Source organism: uncultured Kiloniella sp. (assembly GCF_937128705.1).
GTDB lineage: Bacteria > Pseudomonadota > Alphaproteobacteria > Kiloniellales > Kiloniellaceae > Kiloniella.
The window spans coordinates 1-20,367 of record NZ_CAKZMP010000375.1 but is presented as its reverse complement, the minus strand read 5'-3'; the positions used below and the strand labels follow the sequence as shown (position 1 = coordinate 20,367).

General features: G+C 43.8%; 17 protein-coding genes. 8 read left to right on the top strand and 9 right to left on the bottom strand.

The window, feature by feature from the left end:
• Positions 1–103 precede the first annotated feature (103 nt).
• From Q0241_RS19285 to Q0241_RS19265, 5 genes are all read left to right on the top strand, one after another.
• Entirely contained in the window at positions 104–1,135 is a 1,032-nt protein-coding gene (locus Q0241_RS19285; protein WP_299380726.1) for a glycine betaine/L-proline ABC transporter ATP-binding protein, read from the top strand.
• Between the two features lie 8 nt (positions 1,136–1,143).
• Positions 1,144–3,165 carry a proline/glycine betaine ABC transporter permease gene (locus Q0241_RS19280; RefSeq protein ID WP_299380725.1) on the top strand — a complete coding sequence of 674 codons (2,022 nt, stop codon included), beginning with the start codon at positions 1,144–1,146 and terminating at the stop codon, positions 3,163–3,165.
• Complete coding sequence (locus Q0241_RS19275; RefSeq protein ID WP_299380724.1) at positions 3,162–4,049, top strand: phosphotransferase; 888 nt, start codon at positions 3,162–3,164, stop codon at positions 4,047–4,049. Before Q0241_RS19280 ends, Q0241_RS19275 begins: the two co-directional genes overlap by 4 nt.
• Complete coding sequence (locus tag Q0241_RS19270) at positions 4,046–6,505, top strand: FAD-dependent oxidoreductase (RefSeq protein ID WP_299380723.1); 2,460 nt, start codon at positions 4,046–4,048, stop codon at positions 6,503–6,505. Before Q0241_RS19275 ends, Q0241_RS19270 begins: the two co-directional genes overlap by 4 nt.
• Before the next feature lie 197 nt (positions 6,506–6,702).
• The gene (locus Q0241_RS19265; protein WP_299380722.1) at positions 6,703–7,881 is read left to right on the top strand and encodes an iron-containing alcohol dehydrogenase; all 1,179 of its coding nucleotides are present in this window, start codon (positions 6,703–6,705) and stop codon (positions 7,879–7,881) included.
• 101 nt (positions 7,882–7,982) lie between these two features.
• Here the strand turns inward: Q0241_RS19265 and Q0241_RS19260 are convergent, their stop codons facing one another.
• Complete coding sequence (locus tag Q0241_RS19260) at positions 7,983–9,209, bottom strand: TIGR03862 family flavoprotein (RefSeq protein WP_299380721.1); 1,227 nt, start codon at positions 9,207–9,209, stop codon at positions 7,983–7,985.
• 139 nt (positions 9,210–9,348) lie between these two features.
• On the bottom strand, positions 9,349–9,594 hold the full coding sequence (locus Q0241_RS19255) for a hypothetical protein (RefSeq protein ID WP_299380720.1): 246 nt from the start codon (positions 9,592–9,594) through the stop codon (positions 9,349–9,351).
• Between the two features lie 279 nt (positions 9,595–9,873).
• On the opposite strand from Q0241_RS19255, the gene Q0241_RS19250 reads away from it, so the two are divergent.
• The 3 genes from Q0241_RS19250 to Q0241_RS19240 all read left to right on the top strand — a co-directional run bounded on the left by Q0241_RS19250 (position 9,874) and on the right by Q0241_RS19240 (position 12,483).
• On the top strand, positions 9,874–10,602 hold the full coding sequence (locus tag Q0241_RS19250; RefSeq protein ID WP_299380719.1) for a hypothetical protein: 729 nt from the start codon (positions 9,874–9,876) through the stop codon (positions 10,600–10,602).
• A 25-nt stretch (positions 10,603–10,627) separates the two neighbouring features.
• On the top strand, positions 10,628–11,446 hold the full coding sequence (locus tag Q0241_RS19245) for a hypothetical protein (protein ID WP_299380718.1): 819 nt from the start codon (positions 10,628–10,630) through the stop codon (positions 11,444–11,446).
• A 125-nt stretch (positions 11,447–11,571) separates the two neighbouring features.
• Complete coding sequence (locus tag Q0241_RS19240; RefSeq protein WP_299380717.1) at positions 11,572–12,483, top strand: tetratricopeptide repeat protein; 912 nt, start codon at positions 11,572–11,574, stop codon at positions 12,481–12,483.
• Positions 12,484–12,525: 42 nt separating this feature from the next.
• Here Q0241_RS19240 and Q0241_RS19235 read toward each other — a convergent pair whose 3' ends face one another.
• The 7 genes from Q0241_RS19235 to cpaB form a co-directional block, all read right to left on the bottom strand.
• The gene (locus tag Q0241_RS19235; protein ID WP_299380716.1) at positions 12,526–13,506 is read right to left on the bottom strand and encodes a type II secretion system F family protein; all 981 of its coding nucleotides are present in this window, start codon (positions 13,504–13,506) and stop codon (positions 12,526–12,528) included.
• Positions 13,503–14,519 carry a type II secretion system F family protein gene (locus Q0241_RS19230; protein WP_299380715.1) on the bottom strand — a complete coding sequence of 339 codons (1,017 nt, stop codon included), beginning with the start codon at positions 14,517–14,519 and terminating at the stop codon, positions 13,503–13,505. Before Q0241_RS19230 ends, Q0241_RS19235 begins: the two co-directional genes overlap by 4 nt.
• A complete protein-coding gene (locus Q0241_RS19225; RefSeq protein WP_299380714.1) occupies positions 14,516–16,147 on the bottom strand; it encodes a CpaF family protein in 1,632 nt (543 codons plus the stop codon). The genes Q0241_RS19230 and Q0241_RS19225 overlap by 4 nt, the downstream gene beginning before the upstream one ends.
• Positions 16,147–17,391: a P-loop NTPase gene (locus Q0241_RS19220; protein ID WP_299380713.1), complete on the bottom strand. Its 1,245-nt coding sequence runs from the start codon at positions 17,389–17,391 to the stop codon at positions 16,147–16,149. Before Q0241_RS19220 ends, Q0241_RS19225 begins: the two co-directional genes overlap by 1 nt.
• Before the next feature lie 14 nt (positions 17,392–17,405).
• The gene (locus Q0241_RS19215) at positions 17,406–18,134 is read right to left on the bottom strand and encodes a CpaD family pilus assembly lipoprotein (RefSeq protein WP_299380712.1); all 729 of its coding nucleotides are present in this window, start codon (positions 18,132–18,134) and stop codon (positions 17,406–17,408) included.
• A 3-nt stretch (positions 18,135–18,137) separates the two neighbouring features.
• Positions 18,138–19,529: a type II and III secretion system protein family protein gene (locus tag Q0241_RS19210; RefSeq protein WP_299380711.1), complete on the bottom strand. Its 1,392-nt coding sequence runs from the start codon at positions 19,527–19,529 to the stop codon at positions 18,138–18,140.
• The coding region (gene cpaB, locus Q0241_RS19205; protein WP_299380710.1) for a Flp pilus assembly protein CpaB at positions 19,529–20,367 on the bottom strand (839 nt) is incomplete at its 5' end. The genes cpaB and Q0241_RS19210, both read right to left, overlap by 1 nt.

Here is a 20,367-nt window from a genome sequence, read left to right as displayed (position 1 = left end):
AGATTGCTCGGGGAAGAGGGGGAATCTTTCCTGCACCTCTTTATTCCCGAGCAATTATTAAATATCGAAATATAAAATCTTTTCAGTAATAGGTCCTGTGGGTATGAGCTCATCAGTCAAATTGTCGTGCCGTGGTGTCTGGAAGATATTTGGGCCCGACGCAAAAAACTTTCTCGTAAATCACAATCACAAACCTAGATCGCGTGATTTGAAAGCAGCCAACCTTGTTGGTGGCGTGCGGGATGTGAATATAGATATTCATTCTGGTGAAATCTTTGTCATCATGGGCTTATCTGGATCTGGTAAATCGACACTGGTTCGCTGTCTATCTCGGTTGATTGAACCAACCGGTGGCGAGATACTTTTTGATGGACAAGACCTCTTAAAGGCTAGTGATGATGAAATGATTGAGATCCGTCGCCATAAAATGGGGATGGTTTTTCAGCACTTCGCGCTACTACCGCATCTAACTGTTCTAGGTAACGTTGCTTTCCCTCTGGAAATACAAGGGATCTCAAAAGAGAGGCGTGAAAAGTTAGCTCTGGAAATAATTGAACTTGTCGGCTTGTCCGGGCGAGAGAACTATTATCCTCGCGAGCTTTCCGGTGGACAGCAGCAACGCGTTGGTATCGCGCGTTCACTTGCTGTTGAACCTGAAATTTGGTTTTTGGATGAGCCCTTTTCTGCGCTGGATCCTCTAATCCGCCGCGAGATGCAGGACGAATTTATCCGCCTGCAGAATGTGCTCAAAAAAACTATTGTTTTCATAACTCACGATTTTGACGAAGCCATTCGTCTTGCTGACAGAATTGCAATTATGAAAGACGGTAAGGTGATACAGATTGGTACACCTGAAGATCTCGTGATGAACCCCGCAACGGATTATGTTGCAGAATTCACCCAACACATCCCAAGGGCAAAGGTTCTGACAGCGGGGTTGTTGAAAGAAGCTTATGATTCTTCAATTAAAACGTCGGGAACAGTCGCGCACGATACCGTAATTGCTGATATCGCAGATGATATCGAACGCTCTGATAAGCCTTTTGTTGTGACAACAGCCGATGACACGCCTGTTGGTCTTTTAAGCCGTAAAAGGGTTATGGACGTCCTCGTGGGGCGCGAGGTGTCGTTGTGATTTCAGCAATGAAGAATAAGGTTTTGGATGTCCGGCCTTTTGGTTCAGCGAAAATTTTTTGGATATTGGCGCTTCTTGTAACAGTTTTTTTCTATCTAGAAGGCAAAGGACTGTTTCCCAAGTGGATGTTCAAAGTTCCGCGAAAATCACAAATCCCTGTAAAGAATTACATATCCGATTTTATGAATTGGTTAGTCCAGGAAGCTAATTTTGGCTTTTTTACCTTCAAAGAATTAACGCGGGGTATATCTGGTTTACTTGATCTTCCTTTGTCTTTTGCTACAAGCCTTTTTTCAACGGGATTTATGGAAGGCCAAGGGTCGCAAGCTATTCAAATTATTCCACCAATGTCATGGATTGCGGTGATCGCTGCAGTGGTTGCAATGGGGCATTATGCCAAGGATTGGAAACTCGCAAGCTTTATTGGGGCGTGTTTCCTCTATCTGGCTATTTTTGGTCAGTGGGATAGTGCAATGGTGACTTTGGCCTCCATTGTCATTGCCGTTCCCTTTGGTGTTGTCGGGGGCTTGCTATTGGCGATAGGGGCTTATCGCTTTCCTTGGTTCGAGAAAACAATCTCTCCTGTTCTGGATTTGATGCAGACAATTCCTGTTTTTGCCTATCTGGTACCGATCCTGTTCTTGTTTGGCTTTGGTCCAGTTGCGGCGATGATTGCCACCATTATTTATGCCATGCCGCCAATGACACGTATTGCGATTATGTCGTTAAAAGGTGTGCCAAGCGAGATTATTGACTTTGGTAATATGGCGGGATGCACCAAGCGACAGTTGATGTGGAAGGTTCTTGTTCCCTCTGCTGCGCCAGGTATTATGGTCGGTGTTAATCAGGTGATTATGCTGTCTCTGAATATGGTCATTATCGCATCGATGATCGGGGCAGGTGGACTTGGATATGATGTCTTGTCATCCTTGCGACGATTAGATATCGGTGGCGGGCTTGAAGCAGGTGTTGGTATCGTTGTCCTTGCTATTGCTCTTGACCGGTTGAGCCAAGCATTTGCCGCACGGTCTGAACCCATACATCTTGACGGGCAGGCAAATATTATTCGACGGCACCCTTGGTCTTTGTCAGTCACAGTTATTGTTCTCTTTACTCTTGTATCCGGCTTTATCGTTCCGGCTATTCAGAATTATCCCGATACTTGGGAATTGGGCGTAGGGTCCTCATTAGCTGAATTAGTTGCGTGGATTAATGTCAACTTCTTTGATGCACTTGAAGCCTATAAAACCATTGTTCTGGTTTACTTCATGGTACCCGTGAAGCTTGTTTTGCTTAAAATGCCGTGGGCTTGGACAATCCTGTTGCTCTGTGTCGGTGCGTGGCAGTTAGGAGGCAGAAAACTCTTTCTTTTAACGCTTCTTCTAAGTCTGTTTATTGTTGCGACTGGAATGTGGGAAAAAGCAATGATTACCGTATACCTTTGCGGTGTATCGGTTGTGATTGCCTGCCTTATCGGTATTCCTGTTGGTATTTTTGCAGCAGAAAATGATCGACTTGGTCGTGTCGTACAAGTGGTGATTGATACACTTCAAACATTGCCAAGCTTCGTGTATTTGATTCCTGTTGTGATGCTGTTCCGCGTTGGCGATTTCTCAGCAATGGTGGCTGTTGTTCTCTATGCAATTGCACCAGCCATTCGGTATACGACACACGGGATACAGCAAATTCCATCGCCCTTGGTAGAGGCTGGCATAACTTCTGGGTGCACACGACGCCAATTGCTCTGGAAAGTTAAGCTGCCACTTGCGCTGCCTGAAATCCTTCTCGGCCTAAATCAAACGATTATGCTTGCGTTGTCCATGTTAGTTATCACCGCTTTGGTTGGAACTCGTGATCTTGGACAGGAAGTTTATATTGCCTTGACCAAAGCAGATACCGGACGTGGGCTGGTGGCCGGACTTTCCATTGCCTTTATCGCAATTATTGCGGATCGCATGATTGCCGCAGGTTCTCGTAAAGCTAAACAACGCCTTGGATTGGGCGGGGAATTGGGACAGGAAACCCGATGACAAACAAAGAAGATATCATAACACAGCTTCCCTGTTGGGATGGTGCGGTTAATCCTGAACCTCTTGGGGGAGGGATTACCAATCACAACTATACAGTTCAGGATAATAAGGGAAAATACGTCGTTCGTTTCGGGGAAGACATCCCGGTGCATCATGTGATGCGCTTTAATGAGCTGGCGGCGAGCCAAGCAGCCTTTCAGGCTGGAATCTCACCCGAAGTGATTTTTGCTGAAAACGGCATCATGGTTTTGCGCTTCATCGAAGGAACCTGTTTTGATGAGAGTATGGTCCGTGATCGGAATAACTTGGAAAAAATTATTCCTCTGATACGGCGAGCACATACTGAAATACCAAAATTTTTACGCGGACCATCGCTTGTGTTCTGGGTATTTCATGTCATTCGGGATTATGCGGCTACCTTGAAAGCAGGGCGGAGCCGAATGATCAATGAACTACCTTGGCTTTTGAATAGCGCGACCGAGTTGGAGGCCGCCGTTGGTAAGGTGGATCTGGTGTTTGGACACAATGATCTGTTGGCGGCAAACTTCATTGATGATGGCAATCGGGTTTGGCTATTTGATTGGGATTATGCCGGGTTTAATTCCCCTCTTTTTGACCTTGGGGGGCTGGTTTCCAATTCAGCACTGGATAAATCTTCAGAACAGTGGGTACTCGAAAGTTATTTCGATAGTCCTGTGACGGATGAACTTCTGCATAGATACGAGGCGATGAAATGCGCCTCTCTCTTGCGAGAGACCATGTGGAGTATGGTGTCGGAAATTCATTCTGATATCGATTTTGATTATCAAAAATATACCGAGGAAAACCTCGATAAATTCAAAGCACAGCTTCAAGCCTTCCAAAAAAGTGAGATACAAAAATGACCGATTCAAAATCTGATACCCTGCCTAAAGATGCTCGGATAGTCGTTATTGGCGGTGGTATTGTCGGGACATCAACAGCCTATCATCTTGGCAAGATGGGCTATAGTGACACAATACTAATAGAACGCGGCAAGCTCACATCTGGCACAACATTTCACGCTGCAGGTTTGGTGGGACAGCTGCGTTCCAATGCCAACATTACCCAATTACTAGGTTATTCTGTTGATCTTTATAAAAATTTGGAAAAAGAAACAGAGCAGGCCACTGGATGGAAGATGAACGGTGGTTTGCGTCTGGCGTGTAATGAAGAACGTTGGACAGAGGTAAAGCGTCAAGCAACAACAGCCCATTCCTTTGGTTTAGACATGCAATTGCTTACACCTAAGGAAGCGCAAGAGCTGTGGCCGATGATGACAATCGATGATGTGGTAGGTGCTGCTTTCTTACCAACAGATGGTCAGGCAAACCCATCGGACATTACACTTTCCCTTGCAAAAGGGGCGCGAATGAACGGCGTTTCAATTTTTGAAGATACCGAAGTTCTTGATGTTGAAGTGGAAGATGGCAAGGTTGTGGCCGTTGTTACTTCAAAGGGACGTATTGTCTGTGACAAGGTTGTAAACTGCTGTGGTCAATGGGCACGTCAGGAAGCAAAAAAAGTAGGCGTAAACGTTCCATTGGTGTCGGTTGAGCACCAGTTTATGATTACTGAGAAAATTGAGGGAATTACCTCAGATCTCCCGACACTGCGTGATCCGGATCGCTTAACTTACTACAAAGAAGATGTTGGTGGTTTGGTTATGGGAGGTTATGAGCCCAACGGTATTCCTTGGGCAACAAAGGGATTTCCGGAAAAATTCCATTTCTCCTTGCTGGATTCAAATTGGGATCATTTCGAACAGCTTATTGAGCTTGCCTTGGGGCGTGTGCCAGCACTGGAAACCGCGGGTGTTCGCGAGCTTATCAATGGCCCTGAAAGCTTCACACCGGATGGTAACTTTATTCTTGGTGAGGCCCCAGAGTTGAATAATTACTTTGTTGGCGCTGGTTTTAACGCCTTCGGTATTGCTGCTGGTGGCGGGGCTGGTATGGCTTTGGCGGAGTGGGTTGTTAATGGCGAACCGCCGTACGATCTATGGCCTGTGGATATCAGAAGATTTGGCCGAGCCCATTTTGATACAGATTGGGTCCGCAAACGCACGCTGGAAGCCTATGGTAAACACTATACAATGGCTTGGCCTTTTGAAGAGCATTCATCCGGACGTCCTAATCGTAGATCTCCGCTTTATGATGTCTTGGAAAAGCAAGGAGCCTGTTTTGGGGAGAAATTGGGATGGGAAAGACCAAATTGGTTTGCCAATAAGGGACAAGAGGCCAAAGATATCTATTCTTTTGAGCGCCAAAATTGGTTTGAGAATGTTGGTAAAGAACACCTCTTAACTCGCTCTAATGTAACTGTATTTGATCAATCATCGTTTGCTAAATTTAAGCTGGTGGGGCCGGATGCTGAAAAAGCATTGAGCTGGATATGTGCAAATGATGTTTCTAAAAAAACAGGTGCGTTGATCTATACGCAAATGCTGAATGATCGCGGTGGTATTGAGTGTGATTTGACTGTGGTACGTGTTGCCGAAAACGAATTTTATATTGTAACAGGTACAGGTTACGCCACACATGATTTTGACTGGATCAGAAAAAATATACCAGAGGGATTAAACGCTCAACTTGTTGATGTAACGTCCGGTTATTCCGTTCTTTCTGTCATGGGGCCCGATGCAAGAAAAGTACTGCAGAAAATTTCCTCTGATGATCTTTCCAATGAAAATTTTGCCTTTGGTACAATGCAAACCATTGGTGTAGCTGGGGCTCCGGTTATGGCGCTCAGGGTTACCTATGTTGGGGAACTCGGCTGGGAACTCCACATCCCAACTGAATTTGCCATTAATGTTTACCAAGCCTTGATGGCGGCAGGGGAAGAATACGATATCGGCAATGCTGGATATCGGGCGATTGAAAGCCTCCGTCTGGAAAAAGGTTATCGCGCGTGGGCTTCAGATATCGGCCCAGATCATACACCGTTAGAAGCTGGTATGGGATGGGCTTGTAAGCTTAAAAAAGATATAGATTTTAAAGGTCGAAAAGCCTTGGAATCTCAAAAGGAAGAAGGCGTTAAAAAGAGTTTATGCTGCTTCACGATTGATGACACGGGTGTCATTCTTTTGGGGCGAGAGACGATCTATCGCAATGGCAAACGCGTCGGTTGGCTAACCTCAGCAGGTTTTGGGTATACCGTTAACAAGAATATCGGTTACGGATATGTGCGTAATGATGAGGGCGTCAACCGCGCTTATTTAGAATCTGGAGAATATGAATTGGAAGTCGGAACAGTACGCCATAAATGCGCAATACATTTTAGCGCGTTGTTCGATCCTAAAATGGAAAAAGTGAAGCAATAACTGTGTCTTAATCTGTTATCTTCAAGTGTTTTCTTTTTCTTTGATACAGCCAGTCATACGAAAGAAAATACTTGAAGATTTATTTGTTGGTAATTGTTCAATTTTTGTCTTAGATATCTTCGTTCGAGCCATAAGGTTCGGTAAATAAGCAAATACGTGAAAAACGTAACGCCTTCCACCTCATACGGAGAAAAACCGTGAACGATAAAATTGAAAATATGCAGGGTAATTGGAATTACCCGACGACTGTTCGTTTTGGTGTTGGTCGCATCAAAGAAATTGCTGAAGTCTGCAGTGGTCTTGGAATGAGCAACCCGCTTCTTATTACAGATGCAGGCCTTGCCGCCTTGCCAATGGTTGCGGATGTTGTTGCAACTTGTAAAGCAGCTGGTCTTGGTTGTGATGTATTCAGTGACATCAAACCGAACCCTATCGGTCAAAACATCATGGATGGTGTTACTTACTATCACGCAGGCAAACACGATGGTGTTATTGCTTTTGGTGGTGGTTCTGGGCTGGACGCTGCAAAAGCTGTTGCGTTGATGGTTGGGCAGGATCGTCCGCTTTGGGATTTTGAAGATGTTGGTGACAATTGGACACGTGCCAATGCAGACAAGATTGCACCAATCGTCGCTGTGCCAACAACATCTGGCACAGGTTCAGAAGTTGGCCGTGCTTCCGTTATTACGCACGAAGAAACACACGTTAAAAAAATCATTTTCCACGCGAAGATGATGCCATCTGTTGTTATTGATGATCCTGAATTGACTGTTGGTCTTCCGGCAAAGCTGACGGCTGCAACTGGCATGGATGCCCTTTCACATAATCTGGAAGCGTTCTGTGCACCTGGATACCACCCAATGGCTGATGGTATTGCTGTTGAAGGTATTCGTCTTATTCAGAAGTCTTTGGTGAAAACCGTTGAAGACGGTACGGATCTGGTTGCTCGTTCTGACATGATGATTGCATCAAGCATGGGGGCAACTGCCTTCCAAAAAGGTCTTGGTGGTATGCATGCGCTGGCTCACCCTCTTGGGGGAATTTATGACGCGCACCACGGTATGTTGAACGCTATCCTGATGCCATATGTGTTGATTGCGAACCGCTCTGTGATTGAAGATCGTGCTGCTTATCTTGCCCGTTGCCTTGATCTGAAAGACGCTTCCTTTGATGGGTTGTTGCAGTGGGTGATGGACCTTCGCACAACCCTGGATATTCCTAATGCTTTGTCTGCGATTGGTATTGACGAAGACAAGGTTGATGAAATCGGCGTTCTTGCGACACAGGATCCATCCGCTGGCGGGAACCCAATCAAGTTCACACCGGAAGAGTATTCTGCGATCCTTCTAAAGGCGATCCGGGGTGACCTTGGATAAGGTTAATAGAGAAAATCTTTAGAGATTTTGTGTTATAGGAAACCGGGAATGTTAAGCATTCCCGGTTTTTTGTTTCTGAAAATCTATTGATATTTGATTTTTTAAGGCCGTTTTCCGAGGTAACGATCAACGCCTTTTGCAACATGTACAGCCATGGAGAAACATCCTTGGAGCAAATAACCACCGGTTGGGGCTTCCCAATCCAGCATTTCCCCAGCAACAAAAACGCCCGTCAGGTGCTTTAGCATTAAGTTGTCGGTGCAAGAATCAAAGGTGATACCACCAGCTGTAGAGATCGCCCTGTCTATTGGTCTTGCCTTGTTAAGAGTAACAGGTAGGGCCTTTATTTTTTCTGCAAGGATCTGAGGGCTGTTAAACTCTTCTTTGCTTGTAAGGGATTTGAGCAAGTTAAGGCTAACAGATGATAATCTGATCTCTTGCCTAAGGAACTTTCCAAGTGACAGATGTTTTGCCCTCTCGGAGAGGGTTTTTGCCAGTCGTTCTTTACTATGTTTAGGCTTTAGGTCAATGAAGACTGTTGTTGATTGATGACTTTTTATTGCTTCTCTTATTGATTTGCTGAGGGCATAGACTGCGCCTCCCTCTAGACCATATGAAGCAAGCATGATTTCTCCCTTTACTGTTATATCAGCATGGGTGAGGGAGATATTTTTAAGGGGATGGCCAAAACAGCTTTCTGGCAATGATTGCGGCCAATGTGTTTCGTATCCACAATTCGTCGCTTCCAAAGGTTCTATTTCTATATTTTCTTTGGTCAATATCGGAACCCAGGCTGCATCCGAACCCAATTTACCCCAACTTGCGCCACCAAGAGCCAGAATAGTTGCCTTTGGGGATAAGTTAATGACTTGGTTCTCGCTGTCTTCGATAAGTAAATTTTTTTGCTCATCAAAACCGACCCACTTATGGCGGGTAAAGAGCTTTAATCCTTTGCCAGATAGGTCGGATAACCAAGCGCGCAAAAGCTCTGTTGCTTTAAATTTAGTTGGAAATACGCGTCCACTAGAACCGATAAATGTTTCCTGTCCGAGGGTCTGACAGAAATCTCTTAAATTATTTGGCGTGAACTGTTGTAAAAGAGGGGCGAAGAGGGGAGCATTTTCATAATAACGGGTGGCAAATTTATCGAGTGGCTCGCTATGTGTAAGATTAAGGCCGCCACGGCCAGCAAGTTGGAACTTTCTGGCTACTGAGGGCTTGGCATCGTAGAGATGAACACTGTGGCCCATTTCTAACAATTTGTGTGCGACCATAAGTCCTGCGGGGCCGCCCCCTATAATAGCAATGAATTTTGATGTTTCGTTCACATAACTCTCCTGCGGAAAGAGTTATATAGGCAATAGGTTAAGCCGTGTCATCCGTTTCTCCGAAAAATCATCGGTAGGTATAGAATGTTTAATTGTAGAACCTTGCTCGTGATTAATTTTAGAATGTTTGGAGCGCAGACTATTCTTGATCTTTTTCTTTCTCCAGATCTTTATCTTTTAAAGCTTTAAGCACTTTTTCAGCAAAGGCGCCTTGATCATGTCTGGCGTGAAGAAAAAGTTCGACTGTTTTTCTAGCTGATTCTTTGTCATAGGGAACCTGCCCGTTCATTCGAAGCTCAACTTCCTTTAAAACTTTTGGATCAAGTTTGCCACGGAGAGATCTCAAATCATTGAGGACTTTTTCCTTGATATCTTCTTCAGCCATTGGCAGTTCCCTTAAACAGCGGTTCTAGGTATATCGTCATACTACACCATTTTGCCATGGAATGGACACAACTTGGGTATATTTTTCGAAATAACTATTATGTTAGGTAAAACACGATCTTTTCTGATGGAGAGCACTATTGTAGCCTTTTACTTTATTCAGTGAGGCAAAAGCTGTAATTTAGAGTTGCCATTCAGTAAGTTTGTTGTATATCAACGGTTAGGCGCGTAATAGAGGCGCAGCTTGATTTTAACACAATTAGTATGGATAAAAATATAGATGTCTCTCGGTCTTCGTGAAACCCGTCGCCGTCGTTCAAACAATTTCCGTTGGGCGGTTTTCAAATGGACAATAGCTTTAATTCTTGTCGGTGCCGCAGGTTGGTACTCGTACCGGGCTGGGCTTGAGCTTGCAAATCGTAAGGTTATCACCCTGAACGATAAAAATAGTGAGCTGGAACAAACCGTTCAGGAACTTATGGAATTAAGAGACGAGCTTAATAGTAACCTGGAAGCGACCAAAGAGACTGCTGCCGGTTGGGAGAACAGATATCAAAAAGATGTGCCAACTGGCGAATTGAAGGTTATCGTAACCGATTTGCAGAAAAAGATTGAGAACGGGGTTTCCCTTGAACGTCTTAAGTTCTTGATTGCGAGCGCTGAAAATAAACGTGTGTGTGACAATAATCCTGAAGAAAAACGCTTTTATGTTAACACGCCGATTTATACAGGGGTAAACGATAGCGTCAGTTTTGCGCGTGGTGGAGTTACCATTACCGCGAAGGGTGAGTCAGCATACAATGCCGAAGATAAAATCGAAGCATGGTATGATCCTGCTAAGCCACTGGACTTTGTTTTCACAACTCTGGGCGGCAAGTCTGTGAAGTTATCGGGCAAATTACCATTACACAAATCTATTGTTGTAAATGGATCTGAGTATAAATTTACCCTGAAAACAGGTGCTAAAGGTTTTGTCCAGGTTATCGGTGATCGTTGTGATTACCCCTGATTTATTCTGCTCTTAAGGCGAATGGATGTTAATCGAAGCGTTGAATTTTCTTTCTGCCAGATGCGAAGGTAAATTCAAACGCTTCGGCTATTTACACGAAGCGATTGCCATTGACGCTCGCTTTCGACGGTGTAAATCTGCATGGAAGTCACATCTTGAAAATACCAAGTCCGAAATTTTATCGGCAATTGATAAAACGTCTAAACACGCGAAGGTCGTCGTTTTAGGGGCTGGGGCCGGATACGATATACCGTTGGATGAACTGGAACGTCAATTTGATCGTGTGGTTCTGGTCGATGTTGTTTTTTTGAGATCCATACGAAAAAAAGCCGAGAAAAGCTCGAAGATCACATTAGTCGAAGCAGATCTTACGGGATTAGTTGATTCCCTTGAATATTTGGGTTCAGATTTTGATGTCAAAGAAATTCAAAGCAAGCCACCGGTCGATCTATTAGGTGGTGCTGACCTTGTTATCTCTTGTAATATTTTATCTCAACTACCGATCTGTATTCAGAACTGGCTAATAAAGTCGGGTGTAGATGAGGATGATGGTGATTTGCAAAAATGTTGTCGAAAGATCATAACAGATCACCTTAAGTGGCTGGAAAACTCTGATTCTTCTGTCTTGTTAGTAACAGATTTAGAGCGCCGAGTTGAACCTGTTAAAGTAATGGAAGAGGGCGAGATAAGGGATAACGCGCTCTATGGTCTGAAATTCAATAAGCTTGCGGCAAACTGGATTTGGGATATCGCCCCAAGCCCGGAAGTTGACACGGCATATCATTTAAAGCACCTCGTTGGGTCTGTGTATCTAAAGCATGATGATTTTTTTGATATTTCCTGACGGGCTATTTTCGTAACTTATCAAACGACACGCCGATATAGATTGGTATTACTTAACGAAAGTTTAAGTACATTTCCGTTACTTTAGCATGAGTTTTGTTTTGTGCGTCTGAACGGAGAAAAGATATGTCCTTAATACTTGCCAAAAGGATAGTTATCCTTGGGGGGATATCCGTAGTATTGTCTGGCTGTTCTGTGATGCATAATATTTCATCCGCCGTTGGTATTAAGCTGCCCAAAAATGAGGTTGCGCAGGGAAGTGTAGATCCCGTTGAAGATAATGGGATGGACGAACAGAGCCAACAGGTTTTCGATATTGCTGAAGCGACGTATAATAGAGGTGATTACCGCACAGCAATTGGACTTTATCAGCGTGTGTTTGAACTGAACCCCGATAATCCCCAACCTATGCTTAGGATCGGAGCAATCCTCAATAAAAGAGGAGAGCCATTGGCTGCAGGGCAGGCATATCGACAGGTTTTAGCTGTCGATCCACAGAATGTTGAAGCGAAACGCGGTCTTGGGCTTTCTTTTATGGCTAGGGGGCAGCTGGATCTTGCGATAGAGCAATTTTCTGAAGGTCTCGCGATAGAAAAAAATACCAAACTATTGAATGCTATGGGGGTCGCCTATGATAAGAAAGGTGAGCGTCAAACCGCCCAAGAGTATTATAAAACAGGATTAGAGATGGATAAGGAAAACCTTACCCTTCAAAGTAATTACGGGCTTTCAATGTCATATGAAGGCCGCCATGACGAGGCACTGGCTATCTTGTATCCTCTGTCTAAAAACCCAAAGGCAACTGTACAGCATCGACAGATACTGGCCATGGCTTATACTCTTTCTGGTGATTTGGATGCCGCCGAGCAGACATCGCGGATTGATATGGATGATGCAGATGTGGCGAAAAGAATGCGGTACTTTAATTCTTTGACACCAGAAACAACTAAGCCTTCATCTTTGGCTGTAAATGATAGCACAATCAGGACGAAGGCTAAAAGCCCTGTGGAGCTTATAGAAAGCGAAGTAATTAATTAATAGAAGCTATGCTATTAATCATTCTCAGAGGGCGTTTGTTGATTAGTAACGATTAACAAAGCTGTCCAATGTTCGCATCACAGCAGGACCAAGCAGAACGATAAAAAGCGGTGGCAAAATAAAGATCACCATTGGTACCGTCATAATCGCTGGGAGCTTGGCAGCTTTTTCTTCTGCTTTCATCAATCGTTCATGCCTTAGTTCATTACTCATTACCCTGAGAGATTGCGATAAAGGCGTTCCGAATTTTTCGGATTGTATCAGAGCATTTACCAAACTTCGCATCATAGATATATCGACACGACTGGCGAGGTTATTAAGGGCTTTTTTACGATCTGGTAAAAAGCCTAATTCCAGAGAGGTTAGGGATAGCTCGTCCGCCAGTTCTGGGGCTGCATCGGCCATTTCCTTTGATACCCTTGCAAATGCTGCGTCCAGACTAAGTCCGGCTTCTGTGCAAATAACCATTAAATCCAAACCATCTGGTAGTGATTTTCGGATGATTTCTTGGCGTTTAATGATTGAATTTTTTAAAAGGATATCGGGAAGCTTTGCACAAAGTAAAGTTGCGCCGATAGTCGCGACGGCCTGTCCCATTGGGGCAAGGTTTATTGCTTTGAGAACATAGATATATAAATAGGCAAAGGACGCTCCGCATATCGGAGAAATAAGTTTGAAAAAGAGATAACGGTATAGTGCCTCTGGGGTCCGTTTCCCCGCCCTGGAAAGCATAAAGGCGTATTTTTCGGCTTGATCGTTTTTCATCAACTTGAAAAAATCAACAACCTGTCTCATTAGATTGTCTGATTTAGGGGTTATACTTCTGTGCTGCTTAGGGGTTAGATAACTTGAGCGTAAACCATCTCGTAACTTAGCGAGCTCTGCAGTCTTTTTGGTGCTTGGATCTCTTTCTAACAATGAATACCAGATGGCAATAAATATCGCTAAAACGGTCAAGCTGGCGCTTAAGATTAAAAATTGCTCTTCTGTGAAGCTGGCCGGGATGATGTCTGATAAATTCATATTTCAAATTTCACCATTTTGTACATAACCCCACAGCCAAGAGCGATCATAAACAACCCGACACCTAAAGCAAAATGTCCCCTCGGGTCTGTCAAAAGCTGGGATGTATAGCTAGGGTTCATTGTATGAATAAGTGCAAACATGACAAAAGGCAGAGAGCCAATGATATAGGCAGATGCTTTGGCTTCTGAAGACATTGCTTTAATCTTCAAGTGCATTTGTTTTCTTTTTCGTAATATATCGGACAGGTTCGCGAGTGTTTCAGATAGGTTACCACCGGTTTCCATTTGTATAGAAAGGGCGACGGTAAAAAATTGAAACTCTTGAAGCCCCAGACGATTTTGTGCCTTAGCGAGTTCATCTGGGAGTTTACCCCCAATTTTAACCCCATTTGTGACTTTTACCAATTCTGTTCCAACAGGGTCGCCAATTTCTTCGCCCGCATTTTTAATTGCTTCTGTAATTGGTAAGCCCGCCTTTAAAGCTCTTACCATTAGATCTATAGCGTCTGGAAAAAGGGCGAGAAATTTTTTCTGACGCCTTTTTTTAAGTACATAAAGCCCAAAATGGGGGGCGCAGAGGCCGAAGATAATTGCCAATAGCGCTTTTAATATCACCGGTTTGTCTGTTGTAATGTGAAAGATACCAAAAAAGAAGATACCCACAATAATTGAGATAATTAACAAGCGACCGAGGTTGGGGTGTAAACCGGCTTTTTGCATGTTTTCTCTTAACAAATCAGGCTTGGGTGTTAAGTGCCTGATAATCTCGTCAAGTTTAACATTCCCGCTACCTTCGGTTTGCCGCCGAATACTTAGATGTGCTGTGGGTAATGGGGATTGATTTTTTGCACTATTAACAATGTTCTTTATTCTTGTTTTTGTATGTTTATTGTCTGGCTTTAAAATTAAATAAAGCAAGATCATCAGCATGAGTAAAATGACAGTAATTACTGACATTACCTGTAAATCAGTTGCGCGGCCCGCCGCTATATCCTGAAATAATCCGATCATCCCATCGCATCCATTAAGTGTTTACCCAAGCTAAAGTATTCTGCTTTCGGGAAGAAGAAGGGCCTCAGGCCTGTAGATTTAAACTCACCAGTAAGGTTCCCATCTTTATCTTCCCCTAAGAAGTTAAAGGTAAATAGATCTTGTGTGGTGACAATATCGCCTTCCATACCGATGACTTCAGTTACATGGGTAATTCTTCGCATGCCATCACGCATTCGAGAGACTTGAATAATCATATCAAGGGCATCAGCGATTTGGGTGCGCACAGCTTTGGCAGGAAGGTTAATTCCGGCCATTCCAACCATGTTCTCAAGACGGGTAAGAGCTTCTCTTGGTCTGTTTGCGTGAACTGTACCAAGAGATCCGTCGTGTCCTGTGTTCATAGCCTGAAGCATGTCAACTGCTTCAGACCCACGTATCTCACCCAATATGATTCGATCTGGTCGCATACGAAGCGAGTTTTTAACGAGATCACGCATGGTAATCGCGCCTTCACCTTCAAGGTTGGGGGGGCGTGTTTCCAAGCGTACAACATGAGGCTGTTGCAATTGAAGCTCGGCAGCATCTTCAATTGTAACAATGCGTTCGCCGTGATCAATCATTTGAGATAAAGCATTTAAAAGTGTTGTTTTACCTGAACCTGTTCCGCCTGAAATGAGGATGTTTAACCTACTTCGCGAAGCAATTTTCATCACTGTAGCCATCTCAGGCGATATATTTTTTTGCTTTTTCATTATATCGAGCGTGATGTTTTGCTTGGCGAACTTTCTTATAGAGATAGACGAACCATCAATAGCAAGTGGAGGAATAATGATGTTTACACGGCTACCATCAGCAAGTCGGGCATCACACAGCGGGGTGGTTTCGTCGACACGCCGACCAACATGAGCCACTATTCGTCTAGCTACGTTCATTACATGGTCGTTATCTCTAAACACCACGTCAGTAAGTTGAAGTTTACCACCTTTTTCAATATAGACTTGGTTCGGCCCATTCACCATGATGTCGGTTATACCTTCGTCAGCTAGCAAAGGCTCGAGCGGTCCTAAGCCGAGCATATCTGCAAGAATAAGCTCAATGACTGCTGATTTCTCTGGCGCGTTCAGGCGTAATTTATCTTCAAAAAGAATTTCACCAACAATTTCACCTAATTGGCTGGAAAGTTCTTCTTTTGGAAGCTTTGAGGCCGCAGAAATGTCCAATCGGTCCATTACTTTGGGCTGTATGATAGATTTTGCTTCTTCAATATTACCAGATGCTGAACTGGCCTGCTGTTCGGTGTTTGTATTTGGTTGCTTGGGTTTGTTTATGGGGTAGGGCCTGCTTTCAAATTTAGAAAGGGATGGGACAGGGACAACCTCTGCTTCGGTCTGGTTTTCTTCTTCTTTTCGAACGTCAGTTACATACCAATTAATAAGATTCGTAATCAATGCCCGTCTTTGCAATAGGTTAAATTCACTGCTTTGATTCTCTAATTCTTCAGTGACTATTTGCCCTATTTTCAAGCTTAATTCTGGACGTGACATTACAGAGGCAGGTTTATCTGCCAGCTTAGATTTTAGTAATGCTTTAAACTGTTCGTCTTGTTGATTGCCGTCAGCTTGCTCAGTATTCTGTTCGTGTTGCATTACGAGAGACCAATTAGTTTACGCCAAGTAGCTTTTTTCGATTGTGTATTATCTGCAGGAGCGACAAGCTTTGCGAGTTTGATAAAGGCTTTTGACAGTTTAGCTTTTGGGTCAAGCGCCACAGATGGCTTACCATTATTGGCCGCTTTTATTGACAGCTTGATGTCTTCTGGAATTTCAATATCAACGCTGACGCCAAGAGCTTTTGCAAACTCTGACGAAGGAATTGCTGATTGAGTGCTGCCTGTTTTGTTCGCTACGACAAGGACCCGACATTCTTGATTTATTGTTTTTATTAAGCTTTGGGCTCTGATGGTATCTCTAAGGCAGGGTAGATTGTATTCTGTCACAAGAATAACCGTACCCGCCTCGGATAGAATGTCTTTTCTAAGCTTAACTGCCGACTTGGGCGTGTCGACAATAAGTTGCTGATGCTCCCGAGAAAGGGCTTCCATCAAAATAGCTATCCCGTCTTGGGTAAATGACAGATCTTCTGTCAAATTTTCTTCAGTTGCCATAATGGCAAGGTTTTCAGACAGCTTCGCCGTGGTACTGGATATAAAAAGACTATCTAGCCGTTCCGGGTTCTCTAGTGCTTCTCTTAGTCCTTGGGTTGGCTCAATGTCCAGGGTGAGTGCGATTGTGCCAAACTCGATATCCATATCCAAAAGGGCAGTCTTTATTTTTAGTTCTTCGGCGAGTAGCCAAGCTAAATTAACTGCGACAGTACTTGCACCGACCCCGCCACGAACGCCTAAGACAATTGTCTTATTGTTCTCTGATGGAATGACGTCATCTTCTTGCGAAATGTACACAACATTTGATTTATCAGCATTGTTGACCGCAGTTAGTAATGCTTTCTCTGTTAATGGCTTGAGTACATACTCTGACACACCGATTTCGATCATTTCTCGATAAAAGCCGATATCATTTATCGATCCGACTGAAATTAACTTGGTGTTTTCAGGCAGAGCAGTAATCAGTGAAAATAGAGACGTAGCAGCAGATAATTCGTCATTACCTATATCGACTAACAGGTATTTTGGGGCAGGGTTGTCGCCAAGATAAGACATGGCATCTTGGCACTGCCCATCTCTTACTTCTGCGGCAAAACCAAGTTGTCTTGATACAGCTAGGGCCACATCGTGGGTCTGGCCATCACTAACAAACGCAACAAGTTCGGCGGCTGTGTCGAGATCCTCGTTTAAGTCCCCAAAAATATCATCAATTTCATTTGAAGCCATTTTACATTAGTGCCCTATTCCGAAACGCCGCTTGTACTTAACCCACTTATCAGAGGTGTAATTTCACCTTTTCTATATCTTTCAATCCCAAGAGAAACAGCCGTCGAGTCTGCAGACGTGATCGGTTTACTTCCATCCAGGGCTTCAGGCGATACCACCATATTGGCCAAATTGACTTCTTGCGCACAGCCGAATGTTCTTATGGCAGGTCTTGTCCCTTTCGGGTGGCGTTTTATGGCGCATTCTGGGGGAACAATAACCTTCCTATGGATTAGTATTGCAGCATTGTGTGTACCCTGAATAAAAATTGCGATGGGTTTTTGGGCGACGCTGCTTTTGTATCCCAGTTCTGTAAGTGTGAATTTCAAGCGATTAACGGCACTTTCGGCATTAGGTGTTTTTTTGCCAGTACCATCGCGAAGACCGTCCAGAATAATTTCATCCAGTGTATTCACTTTGTAGCTTTGAAGAAAGCTCTGTAACTCTGTTTCCAAGGCTAAAGTGTCGGTAGATCCATCGGGGATATAAAAACCTTCTGTTGCGATATAGCTATGTGTGCTGGCTCGTTTGCTGGTGGTAATTGGGTGCCATCGCCCCAAGTCCATGAAATCAACCGCAGCCTTAGATATTTGTTGTTCAGCAGGGATTGTTTTAAATCCTTCTTCCGGAGCACACCCCAATGTGAATGCTGAAAGTGAAAGAGCTATCCAAAGGCTGGCCGTTCTGGGTATTGTTATTTGCATTATCTATTCCAAAATAAAAGTTGGCTCAGTGCTGGGATAGGATGTCGTTGTATCATTATTTTGAATCGAAGTAGTTGTTTCTACTGTCTCAAGTTTTTGCGGTGTTGTTGACGCATTTATTTGCTCAACGTAAGGATCCGTAGGAAGGGCAATAGGGTTATTGGACGGCTTAACCAAGTAAGGCGTGACCACAATAACAAGTTCACTTTCACTGTTCTGAAAGCGTTCACTTTTAAATAATCGACCAAGAATGGGAATATCGCCAAAACCAGGGACTTTATTCGCAACTTGTGTTTGGTTATTTAGAATTAACCCGGCAATAGCAAAGCTTTGCCCTGACCCTAGGTCGACTGTTGTTTCTGCTCTTCTTGTCGATAGGGCAGGGATTTCGAGGTCTGATAAAACGACTGCCCCATCCGAAGATAGTTGGCTTACTTCTGGGCGTACGCGCAGGGATATTCTGTTCTCGGATATAATTGTCGGGGTAAATGCCAAGCTAACGCCAAATGATTTGAAGGCAATTGATATTGTTCTTACGCCATCTTCCACATTAGATCCGACTGGAACAGGAAACTCTCCACCAGCCAAGAACGTTGCTGTCTCCCCAGAAACAGCTGTCAGATTGGGTTCAGCAAGAATTGTAACGAGTTCATCCTGGGCTAAAGCGTCGATCAGGACGTTTAAATTGAAATACTTACCGACTGTTGAAGTGATCCCTAATAAATTGGGGGGACTGGTTGCTAATATCGATGATGTCGTTGTGCTAAAAGCAGCATTCGTCAAACCGTCATTGAAGCTTGATCCTGTCCAGTTAAATCCAAACTGTTCGAGTACATCATTTCTTACTTCAGCAATTCTTACTCTCAGATGTATCTGATCTGAGGCAAGAACAGACATCTGTGATATGACTTGTTCTGTTTCTGGCACAATAAAGCGTTCAGCGATTCTTTTGGCGCTATCAGAATCAACAGCATTATTAACTTGTCCTGTTAGAAGAATGCCATTGTTGATTGAGCTTGCTTGTATCTTGTGATCGGGTATTGCGGTATCTAAGGTTTCTCTTAGAAGCTCAAGGTTATGAGTTATTTTAATCGGAATGCTGGCGATTACTTGGTCATTGGTATCAATGGCAAAGACGCTTGTTTCACCTGATTTTTTTCCAAATACATAAACGAGTTTTGCTGATTTAACATTCAGATCTGCAATTTCAGGGTTTGCAATAAAGATATTAGATGCGGCACGGGGGAGTTTAATAAGGTTGCCTTTGCCGACCTCAATTTCCATGATTTCAGAATTGGTTTCAACAGTTTGAAAAGATTGTGCTTGTATTGGATTCAAGCTCGCGACAACTAAAGCTTTGGCAAGGCACAAGAGAATAACTCGAACTAATCTCATTACTCGCCTCCTGCCTTAACTGATGTGTTTCCTCGTGAAATAACCAACGAACTTTCTGCCGACCCACCCGTGTTGCCTGTTAATATCTGTGTCGCTTCGTAATCCCAAGTATAGCTATCGCCTTTTTCGGGGCTTTCGTCCGCCGCAATGTTTCCTGTTTCAATCATTTCTTGCAACTCTTCTTCATCTTTTGCGAGGGGACGTAAGGCCAATGAAATTGTGCCAAGGATTTTTGCGACGGTAACAATTTCTACCTGATCAGGTTTTAGTTCGACCGTAACTGTTTTTGCACTGATACTGTTCTTTCCTTCGGGTGTGTTTATTGCTGCGCCAAGGGCTAGAACACGTACATTGGTCATGACAGTTTCACTGGCTTTTCGCGTTGTCGCTGTTTTCTCTTCGTCGTTTTGAATGGAAAGTGAAACAATAAGATCCACTCGATCTCCTGGGAAAACCAGACCGCTAACTCCGGTGGCATCAGAAATTGGGATTGATAATGCTCTATGCCCCGGCTTTAGCACGGCAGCGAGAAAGCCTCTTTCTCCCGGGCGAACAAATTTTTTAACATTAATGGGTTCACCAGCAGAAATTTCTTTGCGGGCGACGCGACCAGTGAGATCTTCTATTTTGAAGCTATCTTTGTTTAGATGATGGTCTGATGCATAGTCTTCTGGCCAATCCTGCCACACAAAATCTTCTTCACTGATAAATTTACCAAGGGGGATATCTATTTTTGCAGTTAAAATTTGAATGGATTCTTGGGGGGCCACAGCTACTGTTTGTGCCGATTGAACAGGTCTTTTGTTCGCATCCAACCAAGACTTGGCTAAAAATGCGG